The 15,107-nt window shown below is 58.8% G+C and carries 14 protein-coding genes and 2 tRNA genes; 2 read left to right on the forward strand and 14 right to left on the reverse strand.

The annotated features are described in order from the left end of the window. Positions 1-21 precede the first annotated feature (21 nt). The gene (ylqF, locus tag AC13C0_RS15420; RefSeq protein WP_117619727.1) at positions 22-882 is read right to left on the reverse strand and encodes a ribosome biogenesis GTPase YlqF; all 861 of its coding nucleotides are present in this window, start codon (positions 880-882) and stop codon (positions 22-24) included. 242 nt (positions 883-1,124) lie between these two features. Here ylqF and AC13C0_RS15425 point away from each other — a divergent pair, with 242 nt between their 5' ends. Continuing rightward, a complete protein-coding gene (locus tag AC13C0_RS15425; protein WP_227539338.1) occupies positions 1,125-1,577 on the forward strand; it encodes a Spy/CpxP family protein refolding chaperone in 453 nt (150 codons plus the stop codon). A 206-nt stretch (positions 1,578-1,783) separates the two neighbouring features. Here AC13C0_RS15425 and AC13C0_RS15430 read toward each other — a convergent pair whose 3' ends face one another. The 4 genes from AC13C0_RS15430 to AC13C0_RS15445 all read right to left on the reverse strand — a co-directional run bounded on the left by AC13C0_RS15430 (position 1,784) and on the right by AC13C0_RS15445 (position 7,022). Beyond that, entirely contained in the window at positions 1,784-3,004 is a 1,221-nt protein-coding gene (locus AC13C0_RS15430) for a methyl-accepting chemotaxis protein (RefSeq protein WP_117619729.1), read from the reverse strand. Positions 3,005-3,012: 8 nt separating this feature from the next. Beyond that, on the reverse strand, positions 3,013-4,056 hold the full coding sequence (gene lipA / locus AC13C0_RS15435) for a lipoyl synthase (RefSeq protein WP_117619730.1): 1,044 nt from the start codon (positions 4,054-4,056) through the stop codon (positions 3,013-3,015). 128 nt (positions 4,057-4,184) lie between these two features. Beyond that, positions 4,185-5,462 carry an O-acetylhomoserine aminocarboxypropyltransferase/cysteine synthase family protein gene (locus AC13C0_RS15440; protein WP_117619731.1) on the reverse strand — a complete coding sequence of 426 codons (1,278 nt, stop codon included), beginning with the start codon at positions 5,460-5,462 and terminating at the stop codon, positions 4,185-4,187. Between the two features lie 114 nt (positions 5,463-5,576). Continuing rightward, the gene (locus AC13C0_RS15445) at positions 5,577-7,022 is read right to left on the reverse strand and encodes a TrkH family potassium uptake protein (protein ID WP_227539339.1); all 1,446 of its coding nucleotides are present in this window, start codon (positions 7,020-7,022) and stop codon (positions 5,577-5,579) included. 412 nt (positions 7,023-7,434) lie between these two features. Here AC13C0_RS15445 and AC13C0_RS15450 point away from each other — a divergent pair, with 412 nt between their 5' ends. Then, positions 7,435-7,920, forward strand: coding sequence for a methyl-accepting chemotaxis protein (locus tag AC13C0_RS15450; protein ID WP_319922338.1), 486 nt, complete (start codon positions 7,435-7,437; stop codon positions 7,918-7,920). Between the two features lie 68 nt (positions 7,921-7,988). Here AC13C0_RS15450 and AC13C0_RS15455 read toward each other — a convergent pair. The 9 genes from AC13C0_RS15455 to AC13C0_RS15495 form a co-directional block, all read right to left on the reverse strand. Beyond that, positions 7,989-8,065: transfer RNA gene (locus AC13C0_RS15455), tRNA-Met, on the reverse strand. A 92-nt stretch (positions 8,066-8,157) separates the two neighbouring features. Further along, a complete protein-coding gene (gene ychF / locus AC13C0_RS15460) occupies positions 8,158-9,249 on the reverse strand; it encodes a redox-regulated ATPase YchF (RefSeq protein WP_117619734.1) in 1,092 nt (363 codons plus the stop codon). A gap of 77 nt (positions 9,250-9,326) precedes the next feature. Further along, entirely contained in the window at positions 9,327-9,917 is a 591-nt protein-coding gene (gene pth, locus AC13C0_RS15465) for an aminoacyl-tRNA hydrolase (RefSeq protein WP_117619735.1), read from the reverse strand. Between the two features lie 30 nt (positions 9,918-9,947). Beyond that, positions 9,948-10,592: a 50S ribosomal protein L25/general stress protein Ctc gene (locus AC13C0_RS15470; RefSeq protein ID WP_117619736.1), complete on the reverse strand. Its 645-nt coding sequence runs from the start codon at positions 10,590-10,592 to the stop codon at positions 9,948-9,950. A gap of 165 nt (positions 10,593-10,757) precedes the next feature. After that, positions 10,758-11,708: a ribose-phosphate diphosphokinase gene (locus AC13C0_RS15475; RefSeq protein ID WP_117619737.1), complete on the reverse strand. Its 951-nt coding sequence runs from the start codon at positions 11,706-11,708 to the stop codon at positions 10,758-10,760. Between the two features lie 52 nt (positions 11,709-11,760). Then, positions 11,761-11,835: transfer RNA gene (locus AC13C0_RS15480), tRNA-Gln, on the reverse strand. Positions 11,836-11,854: 19 nt separating this feature from the next. Beyond that, positions 11,855-12,718, reverse strand: coding sequence for a 4-(cytidine 5'-diphospho)-2-C-methyl-D-erythritol kinase (gene ispE / locus AC13C0_RS15485; protein WP_117619738.1), 864 nt, complete (start codon positions 12,716-12,718; stop codon positions 11,855-11,857). Beyond that, positions 12,715-13,347: a lipoprotein insertase outer membrane protein LolB gene (gene lolB / locus AC13C0_RS15490; RefSeq protein ID WP_117619739.1), complete on the reverse strand. Its 633-nt coding sequence runs from the start codon at positions 13,345-13,347 to the stop codon at positions 12,715-12,717. Before lolB ends, ispE begins: the two co-directional genes overlap by 4 nt. After that, positions 13,347-15,092, reverse strand: coding sequence for a tetratricopeptide repeat protein (locus AC13C0_RS15495; protein ID WP_117620445.1), 1,746 nt, complete (start codon positions 15,090-15,092; stop codon positions 13,347-13,349). The genes lolB and AC13C0_RS15495 overlap by 1 nt, the downstream gene beginning before the upstream one ends. Between the last annotated feature and the right edge of the window lie 15 nt (positions 15,093-15,107).

The following is a 15,107-nucleotide window of genomic DNA, read 5'->3' on the forward strand; positions in this document are numbered from 1 at the left end:
TTGACCTTGGTAAGGGGGCGGTTAGCTGGTTGCCTCCCGGGCTTCACGCTCAACCATCTCCGGTGTTTCCAGAGAGATACGCCCCAGCGTTCCGGCCCTGAATTCGTTGAGTAAAACCTCTGACACCTTGTGCAGATCCGGAACGCCACCCCGACCGAAAAACCGACGTTTTGCGGCAATACCATCCATCAGTCCCAGACCGTCTTTCGGCAGCTCCTCAAAACCGTAGCGGGCCTTGACCAGCTCCGGGTAGGCCTCGAGCAGGTAGTCCGCCTCGAACATGGCAACGTCCTCGAAATCCAGCACCGAGCTTCGAATGGCGCCGGTGATCGCCAGGCGGTATCCGCAGGCTTCCGGAGACAGCTTGGGCCAGAGGAAGCCGGGGGTGTCGTACAGAAGGATGTTGTCGGGCAGCTTGATGGCCTGCTGCGCCCTTGTGACCGCCGGCTCGTTCCCGGTTTTGGCTGCGGGCCGTCCCGCCAGGGTATTGATCAGGGTGGACTTGCCGACATTGGGAATGCCCAGGATCATCACCCGCAATGCGCTTTTCTGGCGATCGTGATCTGGCGTCATTTCCTCGGCAAGCTTGAGGATGGACAACGCCTCGGTGCGTTGATTGTGAGTGAGGGTAATGGCACGCACCCCACGCTCTTTCTCGAGCCAGACCAGCCACCGCTCGGTGATCTCCGGGTCTGCCAGGTCGCGCTTGTTCAATACCTTGATCAGCGGCGTTTCGCCACGCAGGGCCGGCACCAGCGGGTTTTCGCTGCTGAAAGGAATCCGCGCATCCACCACCTCAATGATGAGATCCATCTGCGGCATCACCTGTTTGATCTCCTTGCGGGCCTTGTGCATGTGCCCTGGAAACCAGTTAATTGCCATCTTTTCTGCTCCGGCTGTCTGTAATCGGCGCCATTATGAAGGGGAATGACTAAACTTTCACATTTGTTTGAATGCCCGTGTGTGGCGGTTTGTGGCGGGGGATAGTGAGAAGTATGTACAAAAACAGGGCTGATCGGGGTGAAAAACCGCGTGCGGATGTTTTAGGGTGTAGGGCCTGAACGACGAAACCAATGTATGTCGGTGGTATTCACGTTGTGACCACCCTGTTAACGGAGAACTTTATGAAGCTTGTAAAACTGTTTGGTACTGCTCTGGTCGCCCTGAGCCTTTCGGTTCCCGCCATGGCCCAACAAGCCGCTGGTGGACAGCCAGACCAGGTTGATCAGCTGGCGCAAATGGTGGGCCTGTCCGGGGATCAGCAAACGGAGATCCGCGCCATCATCGACGAGATGCAGGGTGAGATCGGCGAGCTCCGTCAGGAAGCCCGTGCGCTGCAGCAGCAGATGCAGGGTGAGATCAAATCCGATTTTGATGAGGCCGCCATTCGCGAGCACGCCGAAAAACTGGGCGATGTCACCGGCGAAATTGCGGCCTTGTCCACGCTGATGCAGGCCAAGGTAGACAATGTGTTTACCCAGGAACAGCGTGACGAGCTCGATAAGCGCATGCAGCAGATGCAGCAACAAATGCAGCAGCGCCAGATGATGCAGCAGCAGGGCCAGGGTATGCAGTGATCTAGCTTCCCGCTAGCTGTTCTGGAGAAGGGCCGCATCTTTGGGTGTGGCCTTTTTTATTTGTAGCCTGTCACGCCAGCTCCTGAACCAGGAAGGCCAGGAGCCAAAGCCAGACTCAACACCCGAACCATTTTCTGGCAGGTATACCAAGTGTCCATGGACAACTGCTCTGCCGGTTCAGACGAGTGCAGAGTGTGCCATAAACCTCAGTGAACCGTGACCTTTGAGGATGCTTCTTCCAGGGAATCAATCAGCCGCTTCAGGCGCTTGCTCATTTCGGCGCTCTCGGCAAGCTGGATCACCATGTTCTGGGTGGTTTCGCGGATACCCTGAACATTGGCCAGGACACCGTCGGTGCCGGCGGTCTGTTCAGCGGACACATTGGCGATCTCCTGGTTAGTCTGATCAATCCGGCTGACCACCTCGTTGATGGCCTCAAGGGCGCGGAGGCCTTCCTCGGAGTCCTCGACGCAGCGGCTGGCACCCTCGGAGCTTCCGGTCATCCGGTTCACGGCGGTACTCATGGCATTGAGCAACCGATCGATGGTGCCCTGAATCTGATCGGTGGAGTCCTGAACCCGCTGCGCCAGATTGCGCACTTCGTCTGCCACTACCGCGAACCCGCGGCCCTGTTCACCGGCCCGGGCCGCCTCGATGGCGGCATTCAGAGCCAGCAGGTTGGTCTGCTCGGCAATACCCCGGATCTCGGTAATGGCGTGACTGATTTCGTGACTGTTCTCGGCCAGGGCCTCGACACTGCTGGCGGAATCGCGCACCACATCGGCCAGTTTGCGGATGCTGTCTGCACTCTGGCCGACACGCTTGCTGCCGTCACGGGCGGTGTCCCGGGCCTCGTGGGACAGGGTTTTGGCGATCCCGGCCTGTTCGGCAATACCAGTGAAGCTCTGCAGCATGGTTCCGATGACGTCTGCGGAGCGGTCGGCGTCTGCCTGCTGTCGGCTCAGATCGTCCCGGCGGGCTTCGGCAGCCGCGGTCAGTTCCCGGACTTCACTGTGCAGGCGATCAATGGCTTCCTTCATGCTCTTTACAACGCCCACGGTACGGTCCTGCATGGCATTGAAGGCGCTGGCCATTTCGCCGATTTCGTCAGTGGAATCCACATCGGCCCGTTGGCTCAGGTTGCCAGAGGCCTGTACCTCCACCATGGTATTTTTCAGGCGATTCACATGGCGTTCTATAAAGGAGATCAGTAACTGGGAGCCGGCCATTTCGAGCGCCATGAGAACCGCGACCACCAGCGCGAATCCCGGCGCCGTTTCGGAAAACACGTCATTAAGGGCTTTGCCGGTTTGTCCTGCAATGGTGTGCATGGCATAGAGCACCAGCAGGCAAAGCACTGCAAAAACGACAATATTCAGCAACCAGAATTTGTACTTCAGCCGGGCATTTCGCAGCAGTTTCAGCATGGGCGTTCTCAGTCGACGGCCTTCACCGGAATCTGCATGGCTTTGGAGGCCTGGGGGACTTCCTGTAAGGCGAGACCAAGATTGTTTTTATCGAAGACTCTATCGGCACGGTAACTGGAGCGGACCATGGGGCCGGACGGCACTTCCATGAAGCCTTTTTCCAGACCGATCTCGCGGTAGCGGTTGAACTCTTCGGGCGTGACGTAGCGTTCCACCGGCAGGTGGTTCGGGGTAGGACGAAGGTACTGGCCCAGGGTCAGGATATCCACGCCAATGGCCCGCAGGTCGTCCATGGTTTCCAGGATTTCTTTCTCGGTTTCGCCCAGGCCCAGCATCAGGCTGGTCTTGGTAAGCACATCCGGCCGGTGCTTCTTGGCGTGTTCCAGTACGCTCAGGGTTTTCTCATAACCGGCGCGGCGGTCCCGCACGTGGCTGGTCAGGCGTTTCACGGTTTCCACATTCTGGGCGAAGACATCCAGCCCGGAATCCACCACTTTCTCAACATCCGACATCACCGCGTCAAAATCCGGAGTCAGTGCTTCCACAGCCACTTCCGGGGTGCGCTGCTTGATGGCGGATACGCAGGCGGCATAGTGCGCGGCACCACCGTCGTCCAGATCGTCCCGGTCCACTGAGGTGAGCACGATGTAGCGAAGGCCCATCAGCTCCACCGACCTGGCGGTATTCTCCGGCTCTTCCACATCCAGCCAGCCCTTCGGGTTGCCGGTATCCACTGCGCAGAATTTGCAGGCCCGGGTACATACCGATCCCATCACCATGATCGTGGCGGTCCCGGCGGTCCAGCACTCGCCGATGTTGGGGCAATGGGATTCCTGGCAAACGGTGCTCAGGCGATGCTCACCGACGTTCTTGCGAACCGCCTCATAGCGTTCGCCTCCGGGCATGCGTGCCCTCAGCCATTTCGGCTTGCGCTCCACCGGTGTGGCTTCCTGCTTTGATGACCGCTTGACGCCATCCTTGATGGCTGAAAAACCATGCTCGTTGCGGAATTTGGAACCACTGGTAATGCGGGGCTTTGCGCTGTCGCTCATTGCAACCGGACTCTCATAAAGGCTTGGGGAACACTAAAGAGTAATGGGCTGGCGGGGGAGTTACAAGGCAGGTACGGGCAATCACGGGGATACCGGGCACGACATTGGTCGTACCCGGTTGATCGTCATCAAGCCTGGGCTTTGTCCAGGGCCTGGGTGATGTCGGCAATGATGTCGTCGACATGCTCGATGCCGATAGACAGTCGCACCAGGTCCTCGCTCACGCCGGCACTTTTCAGTTCCTCCGGGTTCAGCTGGCGATGGGTTGTGGTGGCCGGGTGACAGGCCAGGGATTTGGCGTCGCCAATGTTCACCAGGCGCAGGATCAGATCCAGCGCATCGATGAATCTGGCACCGGCTTCCCGGCCACCCTTGATGCCAAAGCTCAGGATGCCGGAGGCCTTGCCGCCACAGATCTTGTCGCAGGTGGCCTTGTAGGGGCTGTTGGACAGAGTCGCGTAGTTCACCCATTCCACCGATGGATGGTTCTGCAGGAAGCTGGCCACTTTCTCCGCGTTCTCGCAGTGGCGTTCCATGCGCAGCGCCAGTGTTTCCAGACCCTGCATGATCAGGAAGGCGTTGAACGGCGCCAGGGCTGCACCGGTGTTGCGCAGCGGCACTACACGGCAGCGGCCGATAAAGGCGGCGGCGCCGAGGGCGTCGGTATAGACCACGCCATGGTAGGACGGATCCGGCTCGTTCAGCATCGGGAACTTGGCGGCGTTGGCTTTCCAGTCGAATTGGCCGGAGTCGACCACGACCCCCGCCACAGTCGTGCCGTGACCGCCGATGTACTTGGTAAGAGAATGGATAACGATATCCGCGCCATGCTCAAAGGGGCGACACAGGAACGGCGTGGCGACAGTGTTGTCCACCATCAGCGGAATGCCGTGCGTGTGGGCGATCTCGGCCCAGCGCTGGATATCCACCACATTGCCAGCCGGGTTGCCGATGGACTCGCAGAACAGGGCGCGGGTGTTGTCATCAATCGCCTTTTCCACGGCATCGAAATCATCATGAGGTACCATTCGGCACTCAATGCCCTGATTGGGCAGGGAATGGGCGAACAGGTTGTAGGTGCCGCCATACAGTTGGCTGGTGCTGACAATGTTGTTGCCAACCTTGCAGATGGTTTGCAGGGCGTAGGTAATGGCGGCCATGCCAGAGGCCACGGCCAGGGCGCCAACGCCGCCTTCCAGTTCGGCCATCCGCTGTTCAAGAACCGCATTGGTGGGGTTCATGATGCGGGTATAGATGTTGCCCTGAACCTTCAGGTCAAACAGATCGGCACCGTGCTGGGTGTCATCGAAGGTGTAGGACGTGGTCTGGTAGATCGGCGTGGTGGCGGCCCGGGTAGTGGGGTCGCTCTTGAAGCCGGCATGCAGGGCGAGCGTCTCGAATTTCATAGTAACTTCCTTGCGAACGGGGAGTTGGCGTTATTGGATCCGGGCTTCAGTATGCCACAGAGAATGTGCCGGGAGGACCGTTCCCGGAGCCGAAAACAGCGCCAAAGACGGCTTTCAGCCGCGCCAGAAGTGAGGAGAAAGCAGCACCAGAACGCTCAGCAACTCCAGCCGCCCAAGCAGCATGACCACCATCAGAACCCACTTGGCGGCATCCGGCAACGACTGGAAATTTCCTGCCGGGCCAATGGTATCGCCCAGCCCGGGGCCAACGTTGGCCAGTGCAGTGGCGGCGCCGGTGAGGCTGGTGACCAGATCCAGGCCCAATGCCGCGAGCACGGCAGAGGCGAGGGCGAGAGTCGCGAGAAAGATGAAAGAGAAGGCGACTGAAGAGGCAATAATCTCGTCACTGATGACCCGGCCATTATAACGCCGTCCCATGGCGGCTCTGGGGTGGAGCAACCGGATCATCTGCTCCCTGAGCAGAAGCATTGAAAGCTGGAAGCGGAACATCTTCATGCCGCCACTGGTGGAGCCGGAGCATCCGCCGACAAAGGTCAGGAAGAAAAAGATCACTATCACCAGCGGCCCCCAGAGCATATAGTCCTCACTGGCGTAGCCGGTGGTGGTGACCACAGAGGTTACGTTGAACAGGGCATGAACAAAGGCCTCCGCCACCGGTGCGCCTGCGGTCACCACCCGGTAAAGCGTGATAATGAGCGCGGCAATGAGAAGGAACTGCAGGAAAAAATGAACCTGTTTGTCCCTCAGCAGTGGCGTGTAGTGACCATTCAGCAGCCTCACAAAAAGGAAGAACGGAATGCCGCCAAGGGCCATAAAGAGCGAGGAGGCGAGGAAGATCAGGGAGTTGTCAAACTGGCCCATGGAGCTGTCAGAAGTGGAATAGCCTCCGGTTGAGACAGTTGTGAGTGCGTGATTGACGGCATTGAAAAGATCCATGCCCAGCAACCAGTAAACGCCGATGCAGCTCAGGGTGATCGCGAGGTAACTGAAGACAAGCCCCCGGGCAAGCCGGTTGGTGCGGGGCACGGCTTTTTCGGTCCACTCGGAGGATTCGGTGGCAAACAGGCGCATACCCCCGATACGCAGGAAAGGCAGAATCGCCACGGCCATCCCGATGATACCTATCCCCCCCATCCACTGCATGAGTGAGCGCCAGAGAAGAATGTCGGCCGGCATGTCGTCGAGCCCGGTCAGTATCGTTGAGCCGGTGGTTGTAATGCCGGAAATACTCTCAAAAAAAGCGTCAGTGACCGATAGGCCCAGATCGCTGAAAAGAAGCGGCAGGCTGGAAAAGAAAGGGATGATAACCCAGGCGGAAACGGTCAGGAGGAACATCTCCCGCTGTTTCAGCCCGTGGCGTTTTCTGTCGGTTACCATGAAGCAAAGGAAACCCACCCCAAAACAGATCAGTGCCGAGGTAACGAATGCTTGCTGATCCGGCGTTTCTCCAAGAACAAGCAGGTTAACGGGTAAGGTGATCAGAAAACTGAGCAAAATCAGCAAAAAGCCGACGATCTGAACAATCGGAAGAACTCTCACCGGGGGTAGGATCCTTGCGCGCCACAACAACGGGCGAAGCATAGCACGAGAACCCGGAACGGTTTGAAGGTTCAGGCGCCAAATGCAGTGCCGGTCTGGTGGCTGGCCGGGCGAAGTCAAAATAATGCAAAATATTGTGACCATTCTAACGAATGACTTTTTTATTTACATATATTGTTAGCCCCCCAACCTAAAGAAACGGATTTTCCCTGCTTGGAGCACAGCCTACGCAGGTTTCTGACGCCCAGGACCGAATCCGGGGCACGTGGCGCAAATACACGGCCACCAAGCTAACCCCCCCGGGAGCAGGAGCTTGTGGCCGAAGCGGAGGTGCTGTTCCGGAAGGCGGACCCGGCAATCGCTGAGGTAGACCAGTTGCTCCAGGGTTTTTCCGGCTCGCAAGCCCGGGATCTTGGCAGCCAGGGGCGAGAAGGGGCGGGAATCCCTGATTCGCCTGTCCCACGAAATCCAGCAGGTGGCAGAGAAAATCCGTTCCCTGGAAAACAAGAGCACGGATATACGGCGCGTGGTGGATGTCATCACGGAGATTGCGGATCAGACCAACCTTCTTGCGCTGAATGCGGCCATAGAAGCCGCCAGGGCGGGGGAGCATGGCCGGGGGTTTTCCGTCGTGGCTGACGAAGTGCGTTCTCTGGCGCAACGAACACAAGCGTCTACCTCCGAGATCCGGGAGGTTATCGAAAGCCTGGTGGGTGAAAGCCAGCAAACGGCAACGGTTATGCAGGCCGGACTGCAGCAGGTGGAAGACAATCGGGTGCTGAGCGAACAGGTAGCGCAGTCTCTCAATGATATTGGGGATGCGATTGACCATATCACGCGAATGGGAGAACAGATCGCCAGCGCTGCTGCCGCGCGAGAGAAGGGCGGCGCTTTGTGAGCGTTGTGGTACAACCGCCGGCAAAACCAAAAAAAGGGCTACGACGTAAATCGTAGCCCTTTGAATCTTGGTAGCAAGGGGCGGAGTCGAACCGCCGACCCCAGCATTATGAGTGCTGTGCTCTAACCAACTGAGCTACCTTGCCATTTCGCTTTGGGCATCGCCCCAAACAAGGCGCGTATTTTCAGTATTTGGGCTCTTTCTGTCAAGGCTTCGGGCCCAGTTTTTCCTGAAAAGTTACACGTTGAAGCGGAAGTGGATGACGTCGCCGTCCTTCACGATGTATTCCTTGCCTTCCAGGCGCCATTTGCCGGCATCCTTGGCGCCGGCTTCGCCGTTGTACTTCACGAAGTCGTCGTAGCTCACCACCTCAGCACGGATAAAACCGCGCTCAAAATCGGTGTGGATCACACCGGCGGCCTGGGGCGCGGTGGCGCCGATTTTGACGGTCCAGGCGCGGACTTCCTTTACTCCGGCGGTAAAGTAGGTCTGCAGGCCCAGGAGGCCGTAGCCGGCGCGAATCACCCGGTCCAGGCCGGGCTCTTCCATGCCCATTTCATCCAGGAACATGGCTTTCTCGTCGTCTTCCAGTTCGGAAATCTCGGCTTCCAGCTTGTTGCAGATGGGCACTACCACCGCGTTCTCGGATTCGGCGATCTTGCGCACGGTATCCAGGTGCGGGTTGTTCTCGAAGCCGTCTTCGTTCACGTTGGCGATGTACATGGTGGGCTTGACGGTAAGCAGGCACAGCTCGCGAACCAGCGCCATCTGGTCCTTGTCCAGGTTCATGCTGCGCACCGGCTTGCCTTCGTTCAGCACCGGCAGGAGTTTTTCGAACATCTCGAGCTGGGCCTTGGCTTCCTTGTCTCCGCTCTTGGCCACACGCTGTACCCGCTTGATGGCCTTTTCCACGGTTTCCAGATCGGCCAGGGCCAGTTCGGTGTTGATCACCTCAATATCCGATGCGGGATCGACTTTGTTGGCCACATGAATAACGTTGCCGTCTTCGAAACAGCGGACTACGTGGGCAATGGCGTCGGTCTGGCGGATGTTGGCCAGGAACTGGTTGCCCAGACCTTCACCTTTGGACGCGCCTGCTACCAGGCCGGCGATGTCGACGAACTCCATGGTGGTTGGCACAACGCGCTCGGGCTTTACGATCTCGGCCAGTTTGTTCAGACGCGGGTCCGGCATGGCGACTACACCGGCGTTGGGCTCGATGGTGCAGAAGGGGAAGTTTTCCGCACCTATGCCGGATTTGGTGAGCGCGTTGAACAGGGTGGATTTGCCGACGTTGGGAAGGCCGACGATGCCGCAGTTAAATCCCATGGAATGCCTCTGCTGGTACTGGAAAATTTGGCCGGATTATACCGGTGTATGGGGGTGTAAGCGAGTAAGGGGGTGTGTCAGGGAGCCGGTTTGAAGCCGTGCAGGCGGTTCATGGCGGCGGCAAGTTTGCCGTTGGCTGCATCGGGCAGTACCCGCATGATTTCATCCGTTACGGCGTTCAGTTGCTCGGTTTCCTGTTTACCCAGGCGGCCGAGAACATAACCGGTTACCTTGCGGCTGTCGCCGGGGTGGCCAATGCCGATGCGCAATCTCTGGAATTCGTTGGTGCCCAGGTGGGCAATGGTGTCCCGCAGGCCGTTATGCCCGCCGTGGCCGCCGCCTTTCTTGAGTTTGGCGGTGCCTGGTGGCAGATCAAGCTCGTCGTGGGCAACCAGAATCTGTTGGGGCTGAATCTTGAAGAAGTCTGCCAGCGCTTTGATGGCCAGGCCGCTACGATTCATAAAGGTGGTGGGATTCAGGAGATGCAGGTCGAGGCCCTGCCACTGAATGCGGGCGTAAAGCCCGTGGTACTTCTTCTCTGGGCGGAGCGCCTGGCCCGCGGAACGGGCCAGGGCTTCGACAAACAGGGCGCCGGCGTTATGGCGGGTATTCTCGTAGTCGGCCCCGGGATTTCCCAGGCCAACCACCATGACAATATCCTGCGCCATTCGCCGTTGCCCTCGTCAGTACAGGAGTCATTACTCCTTGTCTTCGCCTTCTTCACCTTCTTCGCCGTCTTCGGCCTCATCAACCTTGGCGCCGCGCGGCTTGTGGATAGCCACTACAGGCAGGTCGTGATCTTCACCCTGAAGCAGAGCGGCAATCTTGACGTCTTTCGGCAGTTTCAGGTCGCTCAGGTGAACTACCTGATCCATTTCCACGGTAGCCATGTCCACTTCGACGAACTCGGGCAGGTTCTGCGGCAGACAGATCACTTCCACTTCGGTGATCTGGTGGTTCGCTACGCCGCCCTGAAGCTTGATGGCCGGTGCGCTTTCTTCATTGATGAAGTGCAGCGGAACGTTTACGTGGATCTCGTGATCCTTGTCGACGCGCAGGAAGTCAGCGTGGGTCAGCAGTGGCTTGTAGGGGTGACGCTGCAGATCCTTCAGGATCACGCTTTCTTTCTTGCCATTCAGTTCGACGGTCAGAACGTGAGAGAAGAATGCTTCGTTTTCCAGAGCCTTTTTCAGCTCGTTGTGCCAGATGGAAACCGCAGTTGCGCCTTTTCCGCCACCATAGATGATGGCCGGAATTTTACGCTCCTCACGACGCAGGCGGCGGCTCGCACCTCTCCCCTGATCGTCGCGAGGAAATGCTTCGATAACAAATTCCTGAGACATGGTATTAACCTCAATCGTCACCTGAACTGCCCGCGACCAGGCGTTGGATCAGGTGATGTTTCTGAAAAGCCGGGTTTTCCGGCTGAGTAAAAGAGTCGGGAGCCTGTGTAGGCTCCCGACCCGGCAACTACCTGTTATGCCTGAAAAATATGGCCAGATGACCGTTCAGACATTCTCGAACATGGCGCTGATGGACTCTTCGTTGCTTACGCGGCGAATAGACTCCGCAAGCAGCCCGGCCATTCCGAGGACGCGGATTCTATCACAATTCTTCGCTTTGTCACCCAGCGGGATGGTATCGCAGACCACCAGTTCGTCCAGTTGGGACGCATTGATGTTATCAACGGCCGGACCGGAGAGTACAGGGTGGGTGCTGTAGGCAACCACTTTGGCAGCTCCGTGCTCTTTCAGGGCGTTGGCAGCCTTGCACAGGGTACCGGCGGTATCAATGATGTCGTCCACCAGGATGCAGGTCTTGTCCTTTACATCACCGATGATGTGCATGACCTGCGAGACGTTGGCTTTCGGGCGACGTTTGTCGATGATGGCCAGATCGGCGTCGTCCAGTTTCTTGGCGACGGCGCGGGCGCGAACGACGCCGCCAACATCCGGAGAGACCACCACGAAGTTCTCGAAACGCTGCTTGAAGATGTCATCAAGCATCACCGGCGTGGCATAGATGTTGTCTACCGGGATGTCAAAGAAGCCCTGGATCTGGTCGGCGTGCAGGTCGACGGTCAGAACCCGGTCAACACCGATGCTGGAGATCATGTCGGCTACCACCTTGGCGCTGATGGCAACGCGGGTAGAGCGAACCCGGCGATCCTGGCGGGCGTATCCATAGTACGGGATAACGGCAGTGACACGTGTTGCGGAGGCACGGCGAAGTGCGTCGGCCATCACGATCAGTTCCATCAGGTTATCGTTGGTGGGGTAGCAGGTCGGCTGGATGATGAACACATCATGGCCGCGGACATTCTCATTGATCTCGACGGTGGTTTCGCCGTCGCTGAAGCGGCCTACCGTGGCCTGACCCATGGGAATGTGGAGTTTCTGGGCGATGGCTCTGGCAAGCTCGGGGTTGGCATTGCCGGCAAAAATCATCAGTTTGGACACGACGGCATCCTTCTCAGTATCGGGGTTTGATTCAGAAGAAGCGGGAGAAAGGTGGCTGGGGTGGCAGGATTCGAACCTGCGCATGACGGGATCAAAACCCGTTGCCTTACCACTTGGCGACACCCCAGTATCGTGCTTTTTTGGCATCATTTCAGCTCTGTTAGCTTTTTGTGCAGAGGTGAACTGTTCACCCCTTTAGCTACGAACCCCGTGACGCCGGAGGGTTTGCTTTCCCAGATGATCCGGGCTGCGGATTCTGTCGGGAAACGTCCAAATATGCAAGCCCCGGTTCCGGTTAATCTTGCAGGTCCGAATTGTGAAAGCCATTCCAGGCTCTGGTTGACCTCAGGATACAGTTTGCGAACTACATCCTCACAGTCGTTTCGGTACCTCGAGGCGTCTCCCTCAAAAGCGGGCGCTATTCTGATTCTCGGGGTGTTCCTTGTCAACCCTTGCTCGGAAAAAATCTTGCCCGTGTTTATGTTACAGGCAGGTTTAATAACGACGAACCAGTCTTCCGGTGGATTCGCGTTGGTCAGCTTTTCACCAACGCCCTCGCCAAAGGCGGCGTGGCCACGAACAAACACTGGCACATCGGCGCCCAGGGTCAGGCCAATATCGGCCAGTTCATCGATGCCGAGGCGCAGGCTCCAGAGGTGGTTGAGTCCGAGCAGTGTGGTCGCAGCGTTGGAGCTGCCGCCGCCGAGGCCTCCGCCCATGGGCAGCCGTTTGGTAATGCGAATGTTAACGCCGGGCAGTTCTTCGCGGTTGCGCTCCATAAGGGCTTTGGCGGCGCGAATGACCAGGTTGTCGTCATCGGGTACGCCGGGGACAGACTCCTCAAGCCTTGCGCCGGGCCGTTCAGGGGTAGGGGTGAAGGTGAGGTCGTCGCCGTAATCGAGAAACTGGAACAGGGTCTGCAGCTCGTGGTAGCCGTCTGGCCGGCGCCCGACAATGTGCAGAAACAGGTTCAGTTTGGCGGGCGAGGGCAGGGTGATGCCGAGGCTCACAGCGCCTGCTCCTGCCAGTCGGAGACCACCAGCCTCACCCGTTTGTCTTCTTTCAGGGCGGTGATGCGGGCGGGCAGTGCCGGGTAGCTGGCAAGAAAGTCCCGCCAGCGGTCGTAGCGGATCTCCCAGCCGTCTTGCCGGATGATCGCCAGGCTGCCTTGTTCATCAAACAGCAGGCGGTAATCGCTGCCGGGTGAGGGCAAGCCGCGGATCCACCAGGTCAGGTTCTCCAGGGGCAGCTGCCAGCCGGTGGCCGCTTCCACCAGGGACTCCGGTTCGCCAGAGCGGTAGGTGTCGCCATTGGGGAGTGTAAGCTCAATAAAGCCGGGGACGCCTTTGAGTCTGGTGCTGCCCATGCCCAGAAACGATGAGGACAGGGCCAGGTCGTAGGCCTGGCCGTCCTGAATCCAGTGGTTGATGATGGCGGTGCCGCTGTCCGATGGCTGGCGGACCGCCAGTTTGCCGGAGAGCTTCCAGTGATCCAGTTGCCCGAGACTGGCCGAGCGGGCCGTCCAGTTCGCAGGTGGCTGGTCTGTCATCCCTTCCGGCAGGGGTTCGAGCTGAATGGTGGTACAGGCGCCGAGGGTGGCGAGCATGAGGAGTGCCGCCAGGGTTCGGACAAGTTTCATTACTGCTCACCACCACGTGTCAGCCGGTCTATGGTTTCATTGAGTACTTCGTGATTGGGGTCCTGATCAAGGCCTTTCTGCCAGATGATCCTGGCCTGGTCCTCGGCCCCGCTCATCCACAGGGCCTCACCGTAATGGGCGGCTACTTCCGGATCCGGATAGGCGGCCCAGGCGCGGGACAGGTGCTCGAGCGCAGGCCTGATCTGCCCCTCAAGGAGCAGGATCCAGCCCATGCTGTCGAGAATGGCCGGATTCCCCGGGTCCAGTGACAGTGCCTTCTCGATGTAACCGCGGGCCTCTCTCAGTCGGTCGGTACGTGTGCTCAGGATGTAGCCGAGGGCGTTCAGGGCAACGGCGTTTTCAGGGTCCTGCTCAACAATCCGCTTCAGATCGGCCTCGGCATCAGCGGCCCGGTCAAGTGTGTCGTAAAGCATGGCGCGGGCGTAGCGGATCTGGAGGTTGTCGGGGTGTTCCTCCAGGGCTTCCGTTGCTGTGCTCAGTGCCTCTTGCCGCTGTCCTTCGCCGAGGAGCAGGTTTACCTCCAGCAACCAGAAGTTTTCGGCCTGTCTGGGGTTGGCGTCCCGGAGTCTCCGGATTCTGTCGACGGCGTCATCCAACTGTCCGTTTTCGGCAAGCAGTGAGCTGGCGCGGGCGAGTGCGGGGAAGTAGTAATTGCCCTGTTCAACGCTCTGGTAGTAGCCAATGGCCTGTTCGGTGTTGCCGGCCTGGTCTTCAATGCGGCCCAGGTAATAGTTGGCTTCGCTGCCATGTTGGCCCTGTTCGGTCAGCTGTGTCAGTTCTTGCCTGGCCAGATCCGTTTGCCCGTTTTCCAGGGCGACCAGTGCGTGGGAAAGCCGGAGGCCCGGGGTGTCCGGGTACTGCTGCACCAGGCGACTGAATTCGTCCTGGGCGGCCTGCAGTTCGCCTTCATTGATCAGCATCCGGCCATAGAGCGTGCCCATCTGTCGGTTGCCGGGAAAGCGCCGGGTATTTGCCAGGAGGTAGTCGAGGGCGCTGCCTTTCTCGCCGGTCTGATAGAGCAGATCAGCTCTAAGGATGATCGCCGGCTGGAAGTTGGGGTTTTCTTCCAGCAGCGGCTCCAGCCGGTCCAGTGCCTGTTCCGGTTGCCCCGTGATCTTGAGCAGCAGCGCGATGCTGTAATCAAGCTCAGGGGTGTTGGGGCGGCGTAGGGACATATCTTCATATAAAGAGAGCAGTTCCTGCTGTTGTTTCGGCGGCAGGTTGGTGGCCATGGCCGCCAGGCTGTCGAAATCGGCATCGCCGCCCCGGTCCATGATTTGTTCCATGTGGTGCAGGGCCGTTTGGAGGTCATTGCTCTTCACTGCCTGGATAGCGGAAATCCGGTGAGCCTGCAGGCTGTCCGGGTCAACCTCCAGCCACAGGTCGGCCAGCTGTTTCTGGGCGTTGTCGCCGTTCAGGGACTGGGCAATCCGCATGGCGCGTTGGATCACGCCTGGGTCCCGGGACTGTTTGGCGGCCTTGACGTAATTCACCAGGGTAATGTCATAGCGGCCGCGCTGGGCTGCAATTTCGGCGGACAGAAGCAGATAAAGCGTTTCCGGCTCGAAGTCTGCGTATTCCACCGGCGGCGGTGCATCCGCTTTTTTGTCGGCAGTAGCTGTTTCTTTCGGGGCGGGCATTTCCTCGGTGCCGGTGAAGCTGGCACAGCCTGCCAGTGTCAGGCCAAGCAGGCAGGTAACCAGGAACGGTACGGATTTGTGCATGCAACTTCCCATGAT

Source organism: Marinobacter sp. B-21, assembly GCF_056857895.1.